This is a genomic window from Allomuricauda sp. NFXS6 (assembly GCF_040148835.1).
GTDB lineage: Bacteria > Bacteroidota > Bacteroidia > Flavobacteriales > Flavobacteriaceae > Flagellimonas.
In genome coordinates this window covers 1-22,200 of record NZ_JAGEMG010000017.1, presented here as the reverse complement: position 1 = coordinate 22,200, position 22,200 = coordinate 1, and the positions used below count along the sequence as shown (strand labels likewise).

At 40.1% G+C, this 22,200-nt stretch carries 18 protein-coding genes; 11 read left to right on the top strand and 7 right to left on the bottom strand.

Going from position 1 to position 22,200, the window contains the following annotated elements; translation table 11 throughout:
• The first annotated feature begins 285 nt into the window (after positions 1–285).
• The 10 genes from J4E06_RS17830 (at position 286) to J4E06_RS17785 (ending at position 9,053) form a co-directional block, all read left to right on the top strand.
• The gene (locus J4E06_RS17830) at positions 286–1,071 is read left to right on the top strand and encodes a helix-turn-helix domain-containing protein (protein WP_349525347.1); all 786 of its coding nucleotides are present in this window, start codon (positions 286–288) and stop codon (positions 1,069–1,071) included.
• A 22-nt stretch (positions 1,072–1,093) separates the two neighbouring features.
• Positions 1,094–1,258, top strand: coding sequence for a hypothetical protein (locus tag J4E06_RS17825; RefSeq protein ID WP_349525346.1), 165 nt, complete (start codon positions 1,094–1,096; stop codon positions 1,256–1,258).
• 115 nt (positions 1,259–1,373) lie between these two features.
• Positions 1,374–2,105, top strand: a complete 732-nt coding sequence (locus tag J4E06_RS17820) for an isochorismatase family protein (protein ID WP_349525345.1) — start codon at positions 1,374–1,376, stop codon at positions 2,103–2,105.
• Positions 2,106–3,524: 1,419 nt separating this feature from the next.
• Positions 3,525–4,118, top strand: coding sequence for a Crp/Fnr family transcriptional regulator (locus J4E06_RS17815; protein ID WP_349525344.1), 594 nt, complete (start codon positions 3,525–3,527; stop codon positions 4,116–4,118).
• 53 nt (positions 4,119–4,171) lie between these two features.
• A complete protein-coding gene (locus tag J4E06_RS17810) occupies positions 4,172–4,816 on the top strand; it encodes a hypothetical protein (protein ID WP_349525343.1) in 645 nt (214 codons plus the stop codon).
• Positions 4,817–4,838: 22 nt separating this feature from the next.
• On the top strand, positions 4,839–5,294 hold the full coding sequence (locus J4E06_RS17805; protein WP_349525342.1) for a DoxX family protein: 456 nt from the start codon (positions 4,839–4,841) through the stop codon (positions 5,292–5,294).
• A 2-nt stretch (positions 5,295–5,296) separates the two neighbouring features.
• On the top strand, positions 5,297–5,833 hold the full coding sequence (locus J4E06_RS17800) for an NADPH-dependent FMN reductase (protein ID WP_349525341.1): 537 nt from the start codon (positions 5,297–5,299) through the stop codon (positions 5,831–5,833).
• Between the two features lie 99 nt (positions 5,834–5,932).
• Positions 5,933–7,051 (top strand): type 1 glutamine amidotransferase domain-containing protein, encoded by a 1,119-nt coding sequence (locus J4E06_RS17795; protein ID WP_349525340.1) that lies wholly within the window; start codon positions 5,933–5,935, stop codon positions 7,049–7,051.
• Between the two features lie 151 nt (positions 7,052–7,202).
• On the top strand, positions 7,203–7,961 hold the full coding sequence (locus tag J4E06_RS17790) for a type 1 glutamine amidotransferase domain-containing protein (RefSeq protein WP_349525339.1): 759 nt from the start codon (positions 7,203–7,205) through the stop codon (positions 7,959–7,961).
• A 504-nt stretch (positions 7,962–8,465) separates the two neighbouring features.
• Positions 8,466–9,053, top strand: coding sequence for a DUF3575 domain-containing protein (locus J4E06_RS17785; protein ID WP_349525338.1), 588 nt, complete (start codon positions 8,466–8,468; stop codon positions 9,051–9,053).
• Positions 9,054–9,542: 489 nt separating this feature from the next.
• On the opposite strand, the gene J4E06_RS17780 is transcribed toward J4E06_RS17785, so the two are convergent.
• Positions 9,543–10,994: a vanadium-dependent haloperoxidase gene (locus J4E06_RS17780; RefSeq protein ID WP_349525337.1), complete on the bottom strand. Its 1,452-nt coding sequence runs from the start codon at positions 10,992–10,994 to the stop codon at positions 9,543–9,545.
• A 352-nt stretch (positions 10,995–11,346) separates the two neighbouring features.
• On the opposite strand from J4E06_RS17780, the gene J4E06_RS17775 reads away from it, so the two are divergent.
• The gene (locus tag J4E06_RS17775) at positions 11,347–12,303 is read left to right on the top strand and encodes a nitrilase family protein (RefSeq protein ID WP_349525336.1); all 957 of its coding nucleotides are present in this window, start codon (positions 11,347–11,349) and stop codon (positions 12,301–12,303) included.
• A 241-nt stretch (positions 12,304–12,544) separates the two neighbouring features.
• Here J4E06_RS17775 and J4E06_RS17770 read toward each other — a convergent pair whose 3' ends face one another.
• From J4E06_RS17770 to J4E06_RS17745, 6 genes are all read right to left on the bottom strand, one after another.
• On the bottom strand, positions 12,545–13,453 hold the full coding sequence (locus tag J4E06_RS17770) for a glycoside hydrolase family 17 protein (RefSeq protein ID WP_349525335.1): 909 nt from the start codon (positions 13,451–13,453) through the stop codon (positions 12,545–12,547).
• A 14-nt stretch (positions 13,454–13,467) separates the two neighbouring features.
• Entirely contained in the window at positions 13,468–15,030 is a 1,563-nt protein-coding gene (locus tag J4E06_RS17765) for an MFS transporter (protein WP_349525334.1), read from the bottom strand.
• 10 nt (positions 15,031–15,040) lie between these two features.
• The gene (locus tag J4E06_RS17760) at positions 15,041–16,555 is read right to left on the bottom strand and encodes a glycoside hydrolase family 30 protein (RefSeq protein WP_349525333.1); all 1,515 of its coding nucleotides are present in this window, start codon (positions 16,553–16,555) and stop codon (positions 15,041–15,043) included.
• Positions 16,556–16,564: 9 nt separating this feature from the next.
• On the bottom strand, positions 16,565–17,857 hold the full coding sequence (locus tag J4E06_RS17755; protein WP_349525332.1) for a glycosyl hydrolase family 17 protein: 1,293 nt from the start codon (positions 17,855–17,857) through the stop codon (positions 16,565–16,567).
• A gap of 37 nt (positions 17,858–17,894) precedes the next feature.
• The gene (locus J4E06_RS17750; protein ID WP_349525331.1) at positions 17,895–21,362 is read right to left on the bottom strand and encodes a 1,3-beta-D-glucan phosphorylase, GH149 family; all 3,468 of its coding nucleotides are present in this window, start codon (positions 21,360–21,362) and stop codon (positions 17,895–17,897) included.
• 78 nt (positions 21,363–21,440) lie between these two features.
• Positions 21,441–22,200 (bottom strand): hypothetical protein (locus J4E06_RS17745; protein ID WP_349525330.1); only part of this gene is annotated, 760 nt, incomplete at its 5' end.

Here is a 22,200-nt window from a genome sequence, read left to right as displayed (position 1 = left end):
ACGTCACGTTAAGAAGAATAACCCTCTTGGAGGAAGTGATAACAGGCACTTATATCCATAAAAATGGCCAAAACGGGTGCACTGGTAAGAAAACTGTCACCACTTAGAAACTCTCACTAGCAATGTGAAAAGTCCGTCACTACTTTTGGCTTGTAACTGATTAACGATCCTGCAGGTCTTTAAATCATCAAAATTGAATCCAGTAATTCAAATTAGAGGTTTATCCAAGCGTTTTGCACAATTGCCTTGAAAAAAACCTGACAACAAACCCTTTAAAAAAAAGCCATGAGATATATAAACCAGATTAACCAATCCCATTTGGATAGAGAACATGTTAAAGAAGCCGAACGGAAATCCCAAATCATTCTATTTCTGATAAGAGATGAGGATAATTTAATGGAAAAAACAACATCGGAAGATGAGTATGAATTTATTTATTCGCTTAACCCGACTCCCGACTTTAATCCTTCAACGCCTTTGGTAATAGGTATGTACAATGGGGCTTTTGGCACCATGGGTTTGAGTATGCAGACCGATGGCTTTGTTCAAAAATCCATCCTCGAAACACCACTTAGCAATCAACTAGCACTTTATCTTATTCAAGAACTGTTGATCAGCCAAAGGGGAGAGCAGTATCATTTGGAAAATATGATCATCACCTTGGGGGACTATTTAGTGAAGCGGGAAAACATGCAATCGGAATTGAACTGTAAATTGAAAATGGGCTTGACCCCCTTTCAAATCCATAAAATACATCGTTATGTAAAAAAACATATCGATCGTCCAGTCCTCACCTCCGAACTGGCCAAAGTGGTTGAATTGAGCATACATTACTTTATCAGGGTATTTAAAAGAACCACGGGGGAGACACCCCACCAATTTGTAACTAGGCTAAAGTTGGAAGAAGCTAAAAAGCTTTTGATAAGTACCGATGAAAGTGTTATTCAGGTTGGTTTGGGCGTCGGGTGTGAAAACCCCAGTCATTTTTCCCAACTTTTCAAATCCAATTTTGGAATTCCTCCCTTAAAATTTCGAAAAACATTTCAGAATAGCATGGTCAGCATCAATTAATAGTCGATCAACCAACCATCCTATGAAAAGCGCAATAAGAGTACCCGAAGTCTTAAAACTGATTGCTATCGCACCGCGAAAAGCCAGTAAAGAAGCTAAACCAGGTTTTGTCAAAAAGAAAGTCAATTCTGATAAAGTACCTGAACATTTGGATTTTAGCAGCGATGATAGGGGCCTGTTTATTTAGTAAAGACTAAAACCTTTTCTGGACAACCATTTACTAAAAGGTCATTGATACCAATCAAATTAATTCTAAAAACTCACAATTCAACAGTATTCTAATCACTTAATTTTTTAACATTATGAAATCAATTTTATTCAATTCAACCATCTTAATGGTATTGCTTACTGCATGTTCACCTAGTTTATATGCTCAAATACCGGACCCCGGTTTTACGGTTGATAATTCAACTGCAATAGTCATTACAGATCCACAAAACGATTTTTTAAGTCCCGATGGTGTCACCTGGGGAGTTATTGGCGAAAGTGTCATCAAGAACAAAACCGTCGAAAACCTTGAAACATTATTTAAATTAGCTGAAGCCAAAGGAATCAAAGTATTTATTTCTCCTCACTACTATTATGAGCACGATCATAAATGGAAGTTTGAGGGTGCCTTGGAAAAACTAATGCATGATATCGGTATGTTTGACAGAGGAGACCAATTGAACAAAAAAGGGTTCGAAGGGTCAGGAGCCGATTGGTTGCCCCGGTACAAAAAATACATTGAAAAAGATTTTGTTACCGTGGTCGGCCCCCACAAGGTTTATGGTCCAGAACAAAACGACCTTAGCCTACAGTTGCGTAAACAAAAAATAGATAAGATTGTTTTGGCCGGGATGTCCGGAAATCTATGCGTGGAATCCCACCTCAGGGAACTTCTTGAGGACGGTTTCGAAGTCGCGGTAGTGGTCGATGCCACCGCTTCGGCAGTAGCACCAGGATACGATGGTAATGTGGCCGCAGAGATCAACTATCGTTTTGTAGCAAGCCATGTCTACACCACCAAGGAGTTTGAGCAATCCTTGAGATAACAAATCACGTGCAAGCAATCACCATATAATCTATCTGATCAATAGCAGAGTTTAATACTCTGCTATTGGTTTTTAGATATACAAATTCAAAAAAGGTTTATTGAGCATAGCTTTTTGTAGAAAGTGAACCTTTTTGGAATTTGATGGTTCCGTGGCAATATAGTAATGGTAATGGCAATCTACTAAAGATGCAAAAACATAGCTTTTGATCATAATCAATGATGAAGTAATAATTCGTGTTTGTCAAAAAAGAAAAGGTTAAAAACCAAGTAGTAAATTCATTATGAAACCTTCTTAGCATTACTATACCTAATGCAGATAGAGCTACAAAAATAGTTGCTTTTTTTAATACAAGAACCTTAATTCTCCATCGTAGACTCCTGAATTTAGACTAATAATCATGTTTAGGGCGAAGACTTCCCTGATTTATAGTTAGCGATAATTCCAATCAAACATCCTAAATTGAATTATTAGCCATTGACAATACTTTAAAATGATGTGATAAACATATCAAGCATACCAATAAAAGGAAAAAATTTTTAAATACCTCCAACTCGTATAGTTTCGATATATTTGATATGACGAAAGAAATTCAACCATAAAAGTTCACAAATCGTCAACAATAATTGTGAACTCTTTCAGGATATTGATATACACTGGGCTGATGAACACAGGTTCTGAACCCAGTCAGGTCACTTTTTAAGATACCATAAGATATCAAACCCTGTAATTTAAATTACAGGGTTTTCTTTTTTTGGGCAAAAACGGAATGAAAGATTTGAGACTTGCAGCATTTTACGTGGTTCCATTCGCCTAACATCCTTTTCCATTTTAATCATAGGGATTATAACACACCGTTTTACTGAACTTTCGGGGTAAAGCAAGTTCACTGACCCCAGTGAGTTTACTTTTTCTCTACACTTAATCGATTTACCGTTCAGGATCTTAATTACCCTCTATCAGAAAGTTCGGTTATGCAAGGGTTACCACAAAATCACAAAAACACGATTTGCAGGTGGATGCCTTTCTAAATTGGAAACGCCAGACATCCTATGCCGCACTTGCCGGATTAAATTGAGTAATTTCCAACATAACACAAAAACTGACTTTCAAGTCAATACAGTCAAATATTGAATGGCTCAAATTTTCCGTTTTTAGTAGTCGCTTCTATCCGACCCAACCTGCCCTAGAATCAGATATCGCATAATTGAAAAACAGCAAGATTTGTTGGAAGAAACCGATACAGTTTTAAAACAATTGATAAATCGGTTTTAATGCGCTGCAAAAGGTAGTTATAACAGGTGAAACCATCCAACAACCGCTCTTTGCCAATAGTATCTTTCCGTAAACATTGAGATTCAAAGCGCTTTTCAACTCAGATTATTTCCTTAAATTCATCATATTCGAACATGGAAGTCGTTGATTTATAAAGAATCACATCATCAAATTCTTAAGAATATATCTAGGTATATTGAATTGACCGAGCTTGAAAAACAGAAATACATTTCTTTACTTACTGAAATCAAGGTACGAAGGAAGGATTTCTTAATGCAAGCGGGTGACATCACCAAATACGAGTATTATATCACCAAAGGTTGTTTAAAGGTCTATACGTTGGATGAGGATGGTGCGCCGCACATTTCCATGTTCGCCGTGGAAGATTATTGGACTGGGGACATGGCCAGTTTTATGACCAGGGAACCCTCTCGGTATTTCATCAAAGCTACTGAGGATTCTAAGTTGTTGGGTATTTCAAGGACCAATTACGACCTGCTTTTTCAAGAGATACCAAAATTTGAACGGTTTTATCGCATACTCTATCAAAAATCACTTATAAGTTATATAAGGCGGTCCAATCATGGCATATCCTTATCCGCAGAAGAACGATACATCGAGTTCAAACGAAAATATCCTAACATTGTCAATAGAATCACCCAGAAAGACCTAGCAGGCTACATTGGTATTACACCAGAATTTATGAGCAAAATCATCTCCAAGGTCAACCGGATGTAAAAGTCTTAAACTAGTTCATTTTTTTTCGTGCCTTCCTCTCGGAATTTTGAAGCATGAAAAAAATAGTCACACTCACTTCGCTGATAATCATTGCATTTGCAGGGCACTTGAATGCACAATTCACACAAGTGGAACTGTTTTCAGGTTTGGACAAAACAGATTTTACGTTCTATTCAAGTTATCCTATCAATGAAAAAAATACACTCAGTATTGCAACCCTTGCCTTCTTTCAAAAATTCAAAAAAAACGAGAATTCAAGTTTTGATGAAGTAGGTGTTCAACCCACTTTATTTTGGAATATCAACCAGCATATTGCTGTTGGTCCATCCGTATATTACAACAGTTTTGCCGGTTATGCGGAACGCCTTTCCGCAAGGCTCATTCTAAAAAATTCACGGACACTATTTGTACTTATCCCTACGGTTGCCCATTCCGAACAAAAGGACGCTGGCTATGCCGAGGTCTTTTCACAGTTTCAGTTCAACTCACCCATAAACGACAAAGTTTCCCTTTGGTTAAACGGCCAGTTTTTAACGGTCTGGGACAATTTTAAAACGCACTCCCGAAGCTTTCAGCAATTACGCGCTGGAGTATCGTTCCATGGGCACCAATTCGGTATTGGCTTTGACTTTGACCAGTATGGGCACGACCCTATTGAAAAATCATCTTTCGGTCTGTATTACCGAAAAACTTTATAAATAATTTTTAATCCAAAACAGTATGAAAAATTTAGTAAAAACACTTTTAACGACACATCCGAATATCGGATCTAGCATTGCACGACTAACACTTGGTTTGGTCATATTTCCCCATGGAGCCCAAAAACTACTCGGTTTATTCGGTGGCAACGGCTTTTCGGCAACCATGGATTTTTTCACCACACAAGTGGGATTGCCCAGTTTTGTGGCCTTTTCGATCATCATAATCGAATTTTTTGGGTCCATTTCACTGATTCTAGGGTTCCTCAGTAAGTTCTGGGCCTTATCACTTGCAGGCATGTTTATGGGCATCATTTATACCACGCAGTTGGAACATGGCTTTTTTATGAACTGGTTCGGAAATCAAGCGGGTGAAGGTTACGAATATTCCCTATTGGTAATTGGTCTTGCCTTGACCATAATGGTAAATGGCAGTGGAAAATGGTCAATAGATAAATTAATCTCTAAAAAACAATAATCATGAAAAGAATCATCACAATAGCAGGAAGTAATAGTCAAAAATCCATCAACAAAAGGTTACTAAACTATACATCTGGTTTGTTGGAAAATGTGGAAATTATTTCCATTGACTTCAACGATTATGTGCTGCCCATTTATGGCGTTGATTTTGAAACTGAGAATGGTATACCTCCTGCGGTAAAGAGATTGGACAGGTTATTTGATACTGCGGATGGCTTTATGATATCCCTTGCTGAACATAACGGCTCTTATGCGGCAGTGTTCAAAAATACCATAGACTGGCTTTCCCGAGTAAATATGAAGATATGGAGAGAAAAACCCATGCTCTTGATGGCCACCTCACCTGGCGCTCGAGGTGGAGCGACCGTATTAGAATCTGCAAGGGGCTACTTTCCGTATATGGGGGCCAACATCACGGATACTTTTTCGTTGCCTTCTTTTTATGATCATTTCATTGAGGATGAAATCAATGATGACAATTTGAAGGAGTACATTTATTTCAAGGTAAGTTCATTTCAAAGATCAATCAAATCATAAAGAACTCACCATCTGTTCATTCCAGAATGTAACGCTTTTGATGTAACAAAAGAGTCATCCATTCGTGTTCTTTCTTTATCTCTAATCAAAAATCAAAAAATGAAAAAAACTATTTTAAGCATCGTATTTATTTTACCCGTAATCCTTTTTTCCCAAACCAAAGACGTCAATAAAAAAGTGTTGATGGTGGTCAGTAGCTATGGAAAGGATATGGGAGCAGCAAGACCAGGTTACGAGTTTGATGAATTCTCCCAAGCCTATTTAATTTTTAAAAATAATGGTCTATCCGTAGATGTTGCCAGTCCCAAGGGAGGGAAGGTAGAAGCGGACGAGTTCAACCAGGAAAAACCTTATAACAAGATACTTTTAGAGGACAAATCCGCTCTCAGTTTGTTGGACCATACCATAGCTACTGCTGATATTAATGCAGCGGATTATGATGCCATCTATATTGTTGGCGGCAAAGGAGCCATGTTTGATTTGCCCTATGACCCTGCTCTTCAGGATATCATTTCAAGTTTGTACACTAAGGAAGGAGCTATCATTTCTTCGGTTTGTCATGGACCGGCCGCCTTCGTTAATATCAAAAACGGTGATGATTACATTATTAACGGTATTGAGCTAACAAGTTTTTGCAATATAGAAGAAGAGCTTTTTGGAAAAAAATGGGTAAAAGAGTTCCCGTTTAGCCTGGAAACCAAATTAGAGTCGAGGGGAGCCATTTTTAGGCAGACCGATTTCATGCTGTCCAAAGTTGTTGTGTCAGGAAAGTTTGTTACGGGCCAGAACCCCTTTTCAACAACAGGGTCGGCTGAAGCTGTTGTAGCATCTCTGGGCCTAACTCCTGTTAAAAGAGAATTGTACAATGATGAGAGAAGTGCCTATTTAATGCAAGAGGTGCTGGATGAAACAAAAACCATTGCATGGGCCGAAGGGGAACTGGCCGAAAATAAAGCCAAATACGACATGCCATTGATAGCAGCTTATGGCTACTATAAGATTCTGGCTTCATCCGAAGACAATGAGGGATTATTAAAAGGGGTTGCACTGGTAGAGTTGACCTCACCATACTTTTTTAATGAAAATTTGCAGTTGTTATTGGCCAAAACCTATGCTTCATTGGATAATAAGGCTAAAGCAAGGGACATAGCAAACGATTTGATCGCTAAAAATTTATTGGAAGAAGAATCGGAAAAGTTGCTTGAAGAATTGAACTAACATCAACTTACGGGGAGTATTCTAATGCGATTCAAGCTACAGCATGCTATAAATAATGTTTTAAGAAGTACCTTTCTGAGAGTTAACATAATTACGCGAAGAATACCAATCACAATAACAGGGAAAAGGTTTAAACCCTAATTCAATAAAAATGAAAGAAGCATTCTTAGCATTGATGGTATTATTTTTTGTCTCCTGTAACTATGACAAAAATGAAAAGGGGAGCATACTGATTATTGTTTCCAATACAGAGCACATGGGAGACCCAGAAAAACACTTTGCAGGGAACAACCTTTGGGAAGTAGCACCCCCCTACCATATTTTTGTTTCGCATGGCTATACAGTGGATTTTGTTTCGCCAACAGGAGGTAAAGTGCCTTTCTCCATGGATCCTATCGGAATAAGCAGTTATACCATAAAATATGAACGTTTCAATGAAAAGGTTGAAAATTCATTAACACCTGATTCGGTGGATTATAAAAAGTATGAAGCCGTTTTTATTGGTGGCGGATATGGACCATTGTTTGATGTTGCCGACAATGAAGATATGTTGTCAATAATAGCAAGTATTTATGAAAATGGTGGAATCGTTGGAGGATGCGGACATGGCCCTGGTGCTTTTGCCAATGTCAAACTGAGCAATGGGGAATATATGGTTAAAGATAAAAAAGTGACCAGATTTCCAAATTCTACGGAGATTACCAAAAGTTGGGCTAAAGAAGGGACTTTATTGCCTATAATACTGGAGAATCAATTAAGAGCAAATGGAGCCCTGTTTCAAACTAAAAGCGACCTCAACGATAAACACGATGTGGTAAATGACAAGAGCATTGTAACGACGATGTTTCTCCCCTCTTCCGCCATTGTGGCTAAAGAAATGATACATGAAATTGAAAAAACGAATAAGTAGACCTTTCACCTTAGTAGTTATATTTTTAAAATTACGCAAAGCCGTAAGTCAGAAACAATTCAGAATGGTGCTGTATTCGAGGGAGGCCATACCATTGTTGAACTACTAGGATTGATACATGAGATTAACGTTCCCAAAAGTCTACTTTTGAAAACTGGAAATTTGGGAACAAAAACGCTTTGGACATGAAAGAGTTGTAATTCAATAAATCAAGGAACGTCTACAAAATGACAAAAGAAATTCAACCATAAGAGTTCACAAATCGTCAACATTGATATGTGAACACTTTTTGAATCCGCAAAAAACTCTACAAATAGATATGCGTATCCTTTTAAGCAATATTGCCAACTAATACTTATAATTTACCATCCCTAACTGTAAAAGGAAAACAAAATGGGATAAACGGGCGTTATCACCCAATGTAATCTTAAGATTAATTCTATCGTCTATTCGGTTAAGTTATGTTGGGAATACGTATATTTCATCCAAATAAAAGGGTAAACTATGAGAATCCTACTTTCCATTTGCTTTAGCTGTTTGCTTTCTCTTGGGCTTGTTGCACAAGAAGATGAAACGTCAGATTCACAACAAAGAATACAACAATTTTCAACCGCCAAACGGAACGAGGTCAGTATCGATGTAATATCGGCCATAGCCATTCCTGCGCTTAATCCAAGGTATGAGTATATCTTGGGTAGATATTCGGGAGTGGGGGTAGATTTATTTGTCGCAATTGACGGTGACGATGAATTTGATAATTACTCGGAATATGAAAGTTTTTCGATTACGCCCTATTACCGTCAATATTTTTTTTCCAAACAGGATTATGGCGCTAAAGGTTTTTATGCCGAAGGGTTTGTTAAGTTCTTCTCTTTTGATGATTTTACCTATAGTGGCATCAATGATTCATACACTAAAGAAAGTTATTTTGAAACTTCCATTGGAGCTGGAATAGGTTGGAAATGGATCAGTGAGAGTGGTTTTCTAGTGGATTTAGGTTTCGGGATTGGAAGAAATCTTGGATTACCTAGTGATGGCGTAGGTCAGGAGGTTCAGGCAAGGGGAGGCTTAAATTTTGGGTGGAGGTTTTAACTTTATAATCCATGGATTTATAATTTTTCAATGCTCTAAAAGATTTCACCCAAAACGTATAAAAAATTTGAATATCCGTTATAGATAATAATTTCCTTTTACATGTCATTTCGAATGTATTTCGGAATCTCACCATTCTAATAATCAGAAATCTAATGAGGACCTGACACCTCCCTTTGCCGGCAGGCAGGCAAGTTCAGGTTGACGAAAGTTTAGTTTATGATAAAATCCGGATAATCAAAAAAATGACATCTCATTTTTCCATAATCAATCTTTTATAAAACCTGATTGTTTTTTGAATGCCGAAAGCATTAAGATTTCAAAAAGCACAGGACCAAAAGGCAACGAAATTTCCATTACCCTTTTTGGAACCCTTTATAAAATGAAAAAAGGCCTTTGACCACCTAGGCATTTCAAAACCAAATTAGGAATGGTTCTCGTCCTTTGGAGAGTTACAAGCTTATTCATGATAAGCTATTTAGGGGAAGTTCACTCCTCCCCAATATGTTTTTTATAAAACGTCCATGCCTCCCTGGCCACATCCCTTCCAAGTTCCAAACCTGCTATATTTTCTGATTGGATATGATACCCTCCCAAAACCCTGGAAATTCCGGCCATCTCCGCCGTTTCCGTAAAAGTCGGGAATTTAAGTGTAATCGTATCACCAAGATTGTCAGGTTCGGTGAGTGCACCGGCAACAAGCTCTTTTTCATAGCCAAAGTCATCGCTTCCCGTCCACAACTTCAGCGCCTCGGCACAACCGCCGCTAATGGTACTGTGGCCGGAGGTATAACTCGGGAAAGGGGGGCACAAAAATGTATCGGGAGAGTAGGGCCGCCATTGCGACCCGTCCATTTCTACCATACCTTTTCCGACACCGCCCCAAGCTTTTATTTTTTCACCGGAATAATATTCGTGCACAAGCGCAAAGGGTCTGGCAAAGTCGTAGTACATTTTACTGTCCCATGATGCTATAAAAGCATCCATGGCCACGACTTGGTTATAAAAAAACATTTTTACATCCTGGTCCAACGTATGATCATCCCTCTTGGAGACTTCCTGTGCAAAATTCAGCCAATGCCCGGCTTGTTGCACGGATTGGGGGCCGTCCCTCATAAACTCCACCAACGCTTTTTGATAATCGGTGATGTTGGCCTGAAGTTCCACCACCTCCTGTACTTCCCTCTTCAATTGGTCAGATCCTATTTGTGGTGGTGGTCCGGGCCGAAACTGGTCCCCAGATGCCAGGGCCACGGGAACCACCTTGTCCCAAAAAGGGGTCAGGCAGGCCGGGGCAAACTTACCGCCCTCACCATCCGAGAAGTACTTGGGCTGCCAACGATTGGGGTCGACATTTTCATCCGGGGAGTTCACTGGCTCATATCCGGTATAATCGAAATAAGGCACTCCATTGGAGCCTTCCTCTTCCCCATACTGGTTGGCACCATCTCCCTTGCGGGCCTCGATGACCGCTTTTGCCGCCAAATTACCGATTCCTGCCGGAGTACTGGGGTCCAAAGATGCATTGTTGGGGTCCAGGCCCAATTCCAACATATAATCGGCAAAAAGCTCTTTATCGGAGTAATAATATTCGCTCAATGCGCCAAAGGCAGCATAGCTGACGGCTATTTCCTTGTTCTTCAAAGTCCTTTCCCGCTTTTGCCTTCTCGCTATCCCCGTCATGTAGACGGGTATCGCTTTTTCGTCATACCTGCTCCATGCATCGAACATGGCCACGAACGTCAGCCCCAAAAATCGGGAAGTGATCGTCGGTCTTGGATTGAACCTTTCGGTATCGAGGGCCGTGGCCTTGATGGCCATTTCACTCCATTTGTGCGCCACATTATCCGCACCCAAAGGCTCGGATATTCCAGGTTGGACGGCATGGTCATTTTTTGATTCTTTTTCCTTACAGCCAAAAAAAGTAAGGGAACTTAACATAAATATGACAAGTATTTTTGAGTTCTGTCTATTCATGTTATACCATTTCACTTTCTCCAATTTTGATTTTTTTGCTTGTTTCTTTCTCAGATTTATTATTCCGACACAAATTAAAGATGTTATGCCAAATTAATGAATATGTCGCAATATTTGACAAATTGATCAGCATATACATCACCATGGCCTCCAAATTGAATGACGGTTTCCAGTCCCAATACATCTTTGCCCTGGTATCATCAATGGTTCTTGGCCTGCTCAAAGGCAATTACAACATTAGCTCCGCAATAACTATCCAAATTATACAATTTCAGCTAAAAATTAATTGATAGTTTTACGTAGAACTTGAACTTATATGAATCCAATAACTATTTCAGTAGCACAATTTCAACCTAGAAACGGTGACAAGGCATATAACTTGTCTGTAATAAGAAAGCTTGCCAAAAAAGCAAAGTCTCTCGGAGCAGATGTAATCAGTTTCCATGAAATGTCCATTACCGCCTACACATTTACAAAAGACTTGAATCTTGAACAGATTACCGATTTGGCAGAGGAAATACCGAACGGAAACAGCACACAGGAACTGATTGGCATATCCAAAGAACTGGATATTGCGATATTGGCCGGGCTGGTCGAGAAGTCCAACAATGAAATATTCAATACTTATATCTGTGCAACACCAGATGGAATGGTAGCCAAGTATAGAAAATTACATCCTTTCATCAACAAGCATATGTCCGCAGGAAAAGAATATTGTGTTTTTGATCTATACGGTTGGAAATGTGGCATATTGATTTGTTATGACAACAATATCATTGAAAATGTAAGGGCCACAAGTCTTCTGGGAGCCGAACTGATTTTTGCCCCCCACGTTACCGGTTGCACACCTTCGGCTATGCCTCATCGAGGCTTTGTAGATAACCAATATTGGCTAAATCGAGAAAATGACCCTGTTTCCCTGAGAATGGAATTTGATGGTCCCAAAGGTCGTCGTTGGCTAATGCGTTGGTTACCGGCCAGAGCATATGATAATGGAGTATACTATGCATTTACAAACCCTATTGGATATGATGGCGAGCATCTTAAGAACGGAAACTCGATGATAATTGACCCTTATGGGGAGGTTTTGTCTGAAATAAAATCCTTTGAAGATGAAATTACGCTTTCAAAAATCACCAAAGAAAAGATTGAACTCTCCGGTGGATGGAGGTATAAAAATGCAAGAAGGCCAGAACTTTACAAGGATATCATAGGAAGAGACCACAAATCGGATACTACGCCAATTTGGCTGAAGAACTCAAAAGGTGAGTAAAAAATACGGGGCATACCTCCCATGTGCATCTAATGCAGACGGATTTGTTTATAAAATTTCTGCTGTCGATTATTTTTAGCTTAACCAATTATTGGAATAGTTCAATTTTTATTAACGAATGTGAGAGTGTGTTATCAAACAATAAAGCAATACACCCATAAACCTTAACAAAATCGTAAATAAGAGATGTGACCCGGGGCACCGAATAGATACTTCTTCCATAAAAATGCAATGAAATACTTTAAAATTTAAGCACTCCATCTTTGTCCCAAAGCCCCCAATAAGCGCCAACATCGCCTTCATCACCAATTTTCCAGACTTCGTCGAAAGAAGAAAAATAGAAGACTTCAATACTATTTTTCTGGCACCATGCCTGGGTATCTATAAAGTATTTCATTGCATTTTCAGCAGAAGGTCGAGCTCCTTTGAGTCCTTCCCCTTGACTGGGCCATCCTGTTTCGGTGATGATGACTTTTTTTCCTTGGGCGGCATCTTGTGCCTGACCATACATTTGTTGCATATGGTTCAGGGAATACTCGATAGGGCACCCCTCCCAATAAGGATAACAATTGGATAGAATTACATCACATGCGTTAGCGATATTAGGTCTTTGGGAAAATTCATAGTAGGCATCAACATATCCAACAGTAATTTCCGGTATGGCTTCCTTTACGGTATGGATATATTCCAATAGCTGTTCCTCGGTCAAATCACCTCGGTACATGACTTCGTTTCCTACAGCAGCAATGTCCACATAACCTTCCTTGGCCAATTTGATGAGGCCATCTATTTCTTTTTTGTTCAAATCCATGTCAGAGCCCAGCCATGCCCCCACCAAGGTTTTAATGCCAAGTTCCTTGGCCACCACGGGAACGTGCTCATTGCCTTCAATACAAGAAAAGGAACGCACCCATTGGGTGTATGGCCTGATGATCTGCATTCTCCTTTTTACCTGCTCTTTGGATATGACGTCGCCGGGACTTTGCCCATCTTCATAAATACTGAAGCAAAGGCCGTGCATGCCATTCTGAACGGTTTCCAACCAGAGTTGGTTCAATTCATCTTTAGATATTTTATCAAGATCTATCCCTAAGTGCTCCGTATATCCAGCTTTGGACAATGAGAATTGGTGGTCTTTTCTGTAAGACATATTTTTATTTTGTTTTATAGTTCACCCCTACGTGCTACAAGTTTTTCCTTAATTTCTTTTGCTCTTTCCTCCGATAGACTGTATTTCCACATCACCCAAATGGCGAGGGCCGCCGTGGATGATGGTATTATGATATCGGCAATCCTCAGCCTGTTCATGGTATCCAAGGTCTGTTCGGTTACATTGGGGTCGAAGCCTACAATTTTTAGAATTACTCCGCCCAAAACAAGGGCAATGGCCTGCCCCAATTTGACCATCCACCAATAAATGGCGCCAAAAGTTCCTTCTTTTCTGGGCATTCCATTTTCCAGCTCATCCAAATCGCAAACATCAGCGGTCATTGACATCATTAAAGTAAACAACCCTCCCATTCCGAAGGCAAAAAGGGGTATAGGCACAAAGATGAGCCATGGGATGTCGTTATTTGGGTCAATGGAAAACCAAGACATACCCGCATCGTTTAAAATGGGGTTTAAATATTCAAAAAGGGAACCCACGGCGGAATTTAAGCCCTTACCAAAACCGGTCTCACTGAACCTGCTGTTCAATTCCTTGTCGAATCCCCACCATTTTAAAAGGTAGCCAACAACAGACAGGGCCGTAGAAATTATGAACGCTCTCTTTTTTCCCCATCTGTCCGACATTTTTGAGATGATCGGTATTACCAAAAATGCCGTTATCATGGCATTTATGGTATTAAACCAAGCGGGCCAAGTACCTGCCATTTCATAACTGCCACTATACATGTAAAAAACGATTATAAAAACACCGAAAGCCGCCACCAATTGAAATCCATTAAATACCAAAAAAGTGGCCCCGCACAATTTCATAAATGGCTTGTTTTTGGAAACTTGTTTAATTCCAATGAACAAATCTTTCAAGTTTGACCATAGTGTTTTCCATGTGATTTTCTTTCGATTTCCCATATTTGCCGAGTCAATACCCTTACAAAACAAGGCAGGTAGTATTCCAAAGATCACACACATAGCTCCGACAATCAGCGCCATGGTTCGGACACCCTCTGTTTGCGTATTAAAAGTGTTTGAGTCTGGAATGATTACATAAAGCCACGGAACTATCATCCAGGCTATCTGCCCCATACTGTTGGCAAAACTCATGAGCCTTGTTCTTTCGTTGTAGTCCGAGGTCATTTCATACCCCAGCCCTACAAGAGGTGTTGCAAACATGGTGTTTCCGACCAAGAATAGAACTTGAAGGACCATCACGTGCCAAATAATATAGGTTTGGGAGGCATTGTCGTCCAGTTGCCACATTAGAAAGAAAAGCACCCCACTAATTATGGCTCCTAAAAATATATAAGGCCTCCTTCTTCCAAATCTGGATTTTGTGTTGTCCGAAATAAAACCCATGATGGGGTCGGTGACAGCATCAAAAATCCGTGGTAGACCTCCCAAAAGCCCTGCCCACAAAGGGTCTACCCCCCATGCGGTCAACAGGAAAAACTGTATGAACACCCCTAGTGTTCCCGGCAAGATATTCAGTATAAAATGGCCTGCACCAAAAGCTGCCTTTTGCCCTACGGGGACTTTATCTTTTAAAAGTTTGGCGTTACTCATAGTTTTGTGTTTAGTTGGCGTTAGTGACTATCTGTGTTGGGTTGGTGATGACCATAGTTTGCAATGCATGGGGGGCAATTTGCATGTTATTGGATGCCTTACCCAAGGACAATGTTATATTTTTCTCTTCCAGATTTTGGTTTAAAACCACGACCACGATAGATCCATCAGGATTTTGGGCTGCAGTCACCAATAGGGATTCATCGGTATTATTGAAACCTATGCGAAACGCACCTGGTCTTATAAACTTGCTAAAGTGTTTTAATGTGTAATACAATGGGGTGAAGTATACCTCATCTTTATCTGGGTCAACAATAACTGGAGCTACACACCAGTTTTTGAACCAGTTCGGGCCTCCTTGCCTATCCAACACCATATTCCAATCTACCCAACCATCGACCCAATTATTTAGGCAACCGATAATATCCCTCGCATATCGAAACACTGGGACATATTTAGGGTGCAAATGCTTATCACTTTCAGGTGCCCAATCCCAACCCCAATCAGTTGCTTCCTTGCTCCAGTACCATTGGTCATCTTTCCATTTTGGTACCTCGGCATCAACACAGGCCTCAGTTTGAATCAAATATTTATTAGGCGCTTTTTGATGGGCATATTGTAGGGCATCGGGAAATACTTCGTAGGTGCTCGCATACCAATGTATTGCAGTACCGTCAAAGTATTTGGAAGTGGACTCATTTTTAAACATGCAATCCACCCATTCATCCAAATGTTCCCTGTTTTGATCATAACCCAATATTTTCACCTGATGTCCATCATTTTCCAACTGCGGACCTAGATAATTCTGTACAAAATCTGTCATCTCCTCAGGACTAAAGTGCATACTTTCCCAATTGTTGTCATTTCCCAAAGGCTCATTCTCTACGGTAATGCCCCAAATTGGGATGCCTTCCATAGAGTAAGCTTCCACATATTTTGAAAAAAACAGAGCCCAAGTATTTCGAAACTCTGGGCGTAATTTTCCACCGCGCCAATCATTGTTGTCTTTCATCCATGGTGGTGCCGTCCAAGGGGAAGCAATAATCTTAAATCCATCTTTGGAGATGGCCATCGCCTCCTTGATCATTGGAATAAGATCATCCTTATCCTCTGCGATGGAAAAATGCTCTAGGTTTACATCGTTCGCAACATTGGCGTAGGAGTAATTTCCAAGTGAAAAATCGCATGAGTTGATGTGTGTACGGGTCAAGGAATATTGCGCTCCATTTTCACCGAAATAAGCTTCTAAAATTTTCTTTCTGTTCTCCTTTCCCATCTGGTTCAGCAAATGAGCCGAGGCCTCTGTAAAAGACCCCCCGAAACCTGTAATAGTTTGGTATTTTTCTTCAGGCAGTATCCTTATTTCACTACTTGTTTCGTTAGAATTGACCAAAGCAATGGGTTTTACCTTATTACCATTGGCTGCGGTTTCAAAAACTTCGACCTTCAATGGCAATTTTTCCTCTCCGCAACTTATCATCAGTAATACCATAACTGTCCATAAATAGTGTTCTGTTAATTTCATGACATCGGTTTAATGAGGTTTCATTTCTTCATGGGTCGGCGGAACAAAAACCTTATCCATCAATGCACTCAAGTCTCCATTGTACGTTTTGATAATTGTGTTACCATTTCTGGTCAATCCCTTAAAAACTCCTTGATCTACCATCTCCCAAAGGGCATATTTTGCTTTTCCGTCAACCGTAAAAAGTCCAAAATGGTTTTCCGAACCTTTAGGATTGTGGGCGTCTTTCCAAGGCTCGTTAAACGCCTCAAAGTAAAAACAGGAAATCCCTGCTTCTGCGGTCCAATCCCGGATCAATTTGTGATACATGGATTGTTTATACTCATCGGTGGCCCTAGAACCATCGGGGCCATAGAATCCATTGGATACACTTGCCCACCCAGTTTCCCCAATGTGTATAGGCTTGTTTACTCCTAAACTCTTCATGTAGTTGGCCACGCTGTCGTATTGTTTTTGGGCAAAAAGAAGTGCCCTCTGCATCGCTTTATCTACCTTTTCCTTGACTGAAAGGTCTACTTCCTGATCGGGCTGTGTCCAAAATTCTGGATTATAATGTGTGTTGTGGTAGGGATAGGTATGCATAGAAATATAATCGACCGCCTTGATCAATGCCTCCAAATCTGGTGTATGATATTCGGCATCACCACCTCCCCAGGATGCAAAATCGTCCGAACTGGTAATCCAAAGTTCTTTGGAAAGTTTGCCTTCTGCTTTTAAGTTTTGCAAGTGATTTACCCATTTTAAAATCACATCGGGTTGCACATAATAGCTAGCGGCCCATTTTACCATGGCCTCGTTGCCCACAGCGACAACCTTTACAATTTCGGGGTATTCATTGGCCAAATTCACAGCACGCTCAATTTCAGCTGCATTGGTCTCACTTTCCACATTATGATCAGGTTCCTGACCGGTCCAAGCATTTTTACAGTCTATCCAAGCTCCCAACATTACAAACATTTGAAAATTGGGATCTTCTTTTTTAAGTTCCCGAATAGCTTTTAGGACATTGGAGGCATGTGGAAGTTGCACGTTATAGGTGCGAAGAATTCTAACACCCATTGCGGATAGAATCCTCATATCCTCTTTAAGCTCTGCCAGCGTAGGTTGTTGTTCCCTTGTTTTTTTCCGGTATCCTCCGTAAGAAATGGCCAAATAGTCTGGATTCCCCAAAATATCCTTAGCAGTAATATTCAACTCTTGATTCACTGTGTTGATTTTGTCTTCTGGTTTGGTTTGGTTTTTACATGCGAAACACAAAAAAACCAACAAAAAAATACTGATTGTTTTCAATTGTCCTTTCATGTATTTACCAATTAATTTTTGATGTAATATGTAATTTTTACTTCAATCGTTTTTCATCTATCCACACCTTGATAGTCCCTATTTTCCCCGTTCTCCCGAATAACATAGCACTGATGGCTTTATCCAAATACAAGCCATCAAAATCTTTTTGAGAGCCATCTTTGAACAACACTTCTATATGTTCCTTTTGAGCTAAGAAATATTGAATGGGTACCTGACAATAGGTAAAGCCCAATGAATCTTTTTCGAGATTCATGTTTTTGGTCTCCCCATCCAAATCCACGTAGTTGAATGCTGTGGATTTCTTCAAGAACTCTCCCTTTCTTAGCATGCAGGGATTGAAAAATAGTTTTCCGTCGGACACAAAAACTCCAAGTTCACCAAAACGGCTTAAAATATCCTCTTTTACCTGACCGGTCATTCCGGGTTGTTGTGCACCTTTACCTGCCGGAGTATGCGAATAAGGGTCGGTTGGAAATGCTCCATAAAGTTTTGGAGGCTTGTGAACGCCTATTCCTTCATTGATTTCATAATAATGTTCCAGCAACTTCCCAATGACAACATCCTTTTCATTATTCCCTATTGCTGACAAACAGGTTTCCTCAACACTCAACAGCAATTTGGAGACCATATGCCAATAAATGGAACCTAAACCTTCATATCCATAAAATGTTCCCGATCTTCCTGTAAAGGATTTATGATCGAAGATCTCTTCGAAAATGTTCAATACTAATTTCTTGTCCCTTTCCACCAATTCGGAGTATTCTTCATCCTGCAGCTGTGACAAAGCAGTTTTAAGACTATCTGCATTGTTGAAAGAACCATTGAAGTGATAGGTGCCTTCCACACTTTTTTCAACTATTGAGGTATCACCTTGCTGCAACATTTTTTGAAGCAACTCGGATTCCTTCACCTTATTGGCAGGAATCGTATTCTTTTCACAAAAACGAGGAAGTTCCTTGTTAGGATAAAGTAAGTAGCTGTATTGATCTTCTCTAAATAATGCGCTGGACTTGAGAGCATCAAGCACTTTTAAGGACTCTTTACCGCCAAGATACCCAGAACTTAAAACGGCCACCTGTCCTTCCAACATTTCGGATAAGTAAGAAATGGAAACTTCCGTATCGCTCTCAACCGTCATGATATTATAGGCGTGGTACAATTTATCCTTGCGCTGATTGGCATCTATGCTGTGTTCCAGATAATCCAAAGACACAATAACAAACTGTTGAAGATCCTTTTTGCCAATGCTTTGAACCTTATTTTGAAATCCCTGGTCATAAACTTTATTCCGGAATTCGCTACCCGCCATGCCGAGCTCATCCATGATTGTTTTTCTGTCCGAATCCGAAATCCTACCGGAAAGCTTTCCTTGGTTTTCCTCTAAGGTTTGTAGTATGGCATTGAAAAATGTTGCCATTTCTTTAGAAATTGCAAATTCCTCTTGCTTCATATTTTTGGTCAAATCTTGGAAAAAACTCAAGAAACGTCTCAAATAACATAAGGTGACCATAGAAACACCGTTACCCACCAATGCATTATTGGCATCGTTCCATTCTGGACGTTGGGTGTTCATCCAAATACCGCCTTCTGGGATAAAATTTGACATTTTGGAAAGAACCGTAGCGAGTAACTTTTCCAATAAGGTAACATGATAGATGGAAGAATCACTTGCAGGGAGTAAAGCCGCATCCGCTCCTATTTTTTCTCGCTGGTTGTTGATGTTCCGGTCTAAATCTTCATCAAAGAGAATGGTATCCTTTGGATTTTCAAGAATCTCCTCGTAGGGCTTAATTTTATACGGGACATTGGCGTAGACAAAGATTTTTTCAAAGAACGATTTACCCAGTTTATTTGGATAATGGCTTTCCATCAACTCCAATAGTTTAAGGAGGTAAATAATCTGGTGATCGCCCCAGTAACCAATATAGGACCAAGGATCATCTGGCTCTATGATTTCCCAATCAAATCCATCCTTGGTGACCCGATAGGGATTATAGCCATCAAAAGTGGAGGCGTTGAGAAACTTATAAATCATACTTTCCAGAAATCCAGGATAAGAAAGAGATAAGGCCTCCCAATTTTGGAAAATATCCCTCCAGTTCCCTTCATAATCCAGCACTTTTCGACCATCATCCGTACGGGTATTTATCGAAAATTTGTTCCAGGGTCTGCTTGGGTCCCCGTGTCGTCTACTAAATTTAAGCGGCAGGTATTCCAAGGCCAATCGTTTAAAATCTGGATTATCATCTTCATTGATTTTTTCACGCAAAAATTCCAATGAAAATTTATCGGGAAGTTCATCCAGCAAGGCCTTTTTATTATTGAACAATGGTTTGTTCGCCTTTTTTATATATGACGAAAAGTCTTCACCTTCAATTTGGTAACCCTTATCGAAGATACCTCCCCTCATGATGTTAAACAAGGTATTGGAAAAGTGTCTGGCATCCCGCATGCTATCCGACGTGCATTGAATGGCATCCGAGGCTGCCGCCAACTGCAGCAGTTGTTTAGTTCCGGTATCAATATCCTCCCCAATCTTCTCGAACAGTTCTTTTTCTTCCCTTATTTTGTGTTTGATGGCGCTGATATCGATCCTGGATTGGTTGACCTCTGCAATCAACATCCATTGTTTTTCACCTTTTGGCTCCAACCGGATTTCCGCGTTTACGAAGTATGCTCCCTTTTCAGCTTTCACATCGGTTTCCTGTTCCAATGGAATGCCTTTTCTAAAAGCGTCAAGTTGAAGAGATGACACCAAGTATTTTGGGTTTTCCAGTCCATGAGACCATACTGTTGTGGCCTTTAAGGCTTCACTAGGTTCAGCCTTGTCGACAATAATGGCGCTCAATGCAAAAATTCCCAAACCAACATCGGACTCCAATTGATTTCGTTTGTAGGCATCTACCAAATTACTGCTACTATTTTGGGTGGCAGAGGGGACTCCGTAAGGCAAAATATTCTGGATACCATCCAGTAAAGTACATTCGACCATTTGGTCACCATGGTTGATCAACTCGGACTTCTTCACAAAACCATAGGTTTCACTAAAATTCCATTGATATCTAAAGGTGAGCCCTAAATCTTGGTTTATTTCTTCAAAAACAATTTTGTTCCCGTGATTGCTTTTATACAGATTTCGCTGAACATCGTATACCCCTAGGCAATTTGAAAAAGGTTCCCACAAATACGTTTTTGAACCAATATTGGCCCGTATGATTGTTTTACTTCCAGTGATATTTGCAGATTCCGTGATCTTATCATCGGTGTAATAGGGAAAAAGGGCAGATTCAGAATTTTTTCTTCCGGCTGTTAGTCCACCATTACTGGAAATAAACATCCAATGGTCCGAGTGGCTTACTATACTCATAAAAAAAGGCCTCATTCCATCACTGTTGGAAATCTTGTAGTACGATTCATTTTCGAATACCACTGATTCTCCCTTTACCTCCTTTGAATCCTGATTCAATTTTGATTCTGATAGATAAATCTCTTTTTGAGCCATATACCTATTATTGGTTTGATTGAAGGGGCGGGTAAGAACAAGGCCATTACCCGCCCCTTTTATTATAATATCAGCTTCCTATTCCAAGATCAAATCATCAATATAATAGGTTTCTGATGTAGCAGTTGGATTATTTCCTGGATCAAAATCCGGGATTATAACAATAGCGTTATAGATACTTGGATTAAAATCCCCAGGTACTATTGCCCCAAAATCAAAAGTCAATTCTACCCATTCGTTCGCATTTGTAACCGTTTGTTGAATGCTATAATTTGGAATACTACCATCATTAGGTCTAGACTGTAGTTCAAATTGAAATACAGCATTTGGTTTCGTTGAATACACTTTTACCTTAAATGTTCTGGTCGTAGTCAAATCCAATGGTGTGGCAAAAACATTTTCCATACCTCCATAAAATTCGGTTCCAGCGGGCTTGTTGAAAGTGTAAACATTAGCTGATGTATTTATTCCTCCCGAAACTGGGTTTGCCGTAATGGATCCATCAACACTTGCTGGCTCAAATACACCACCGAATTCTTCCCCACTTTCAAAATCTGCCGGTAGCGAAGATAATGCAGTTGGTCCGCTACCGCCACCGCCGCTGCCAGCGTTGTTGCTGCACAGCCTGATGTTGTCGAACTGGATGGTCCAGTCCGCACTGCCATCACCTTGTGTGCCATTGTCCATTATCAATGTGATCGCGGTTACCGATCCCACATTGCCTCCAACTGAGCTAAAGTCGTATGTAAGGGTTTCCCAACCCGTTCCAGAGGTCGGCACGACCACTTCAATGTTCAATCCTTCCAATTTGAAGAGGAGTTGCCTAACCGCCTCCGAA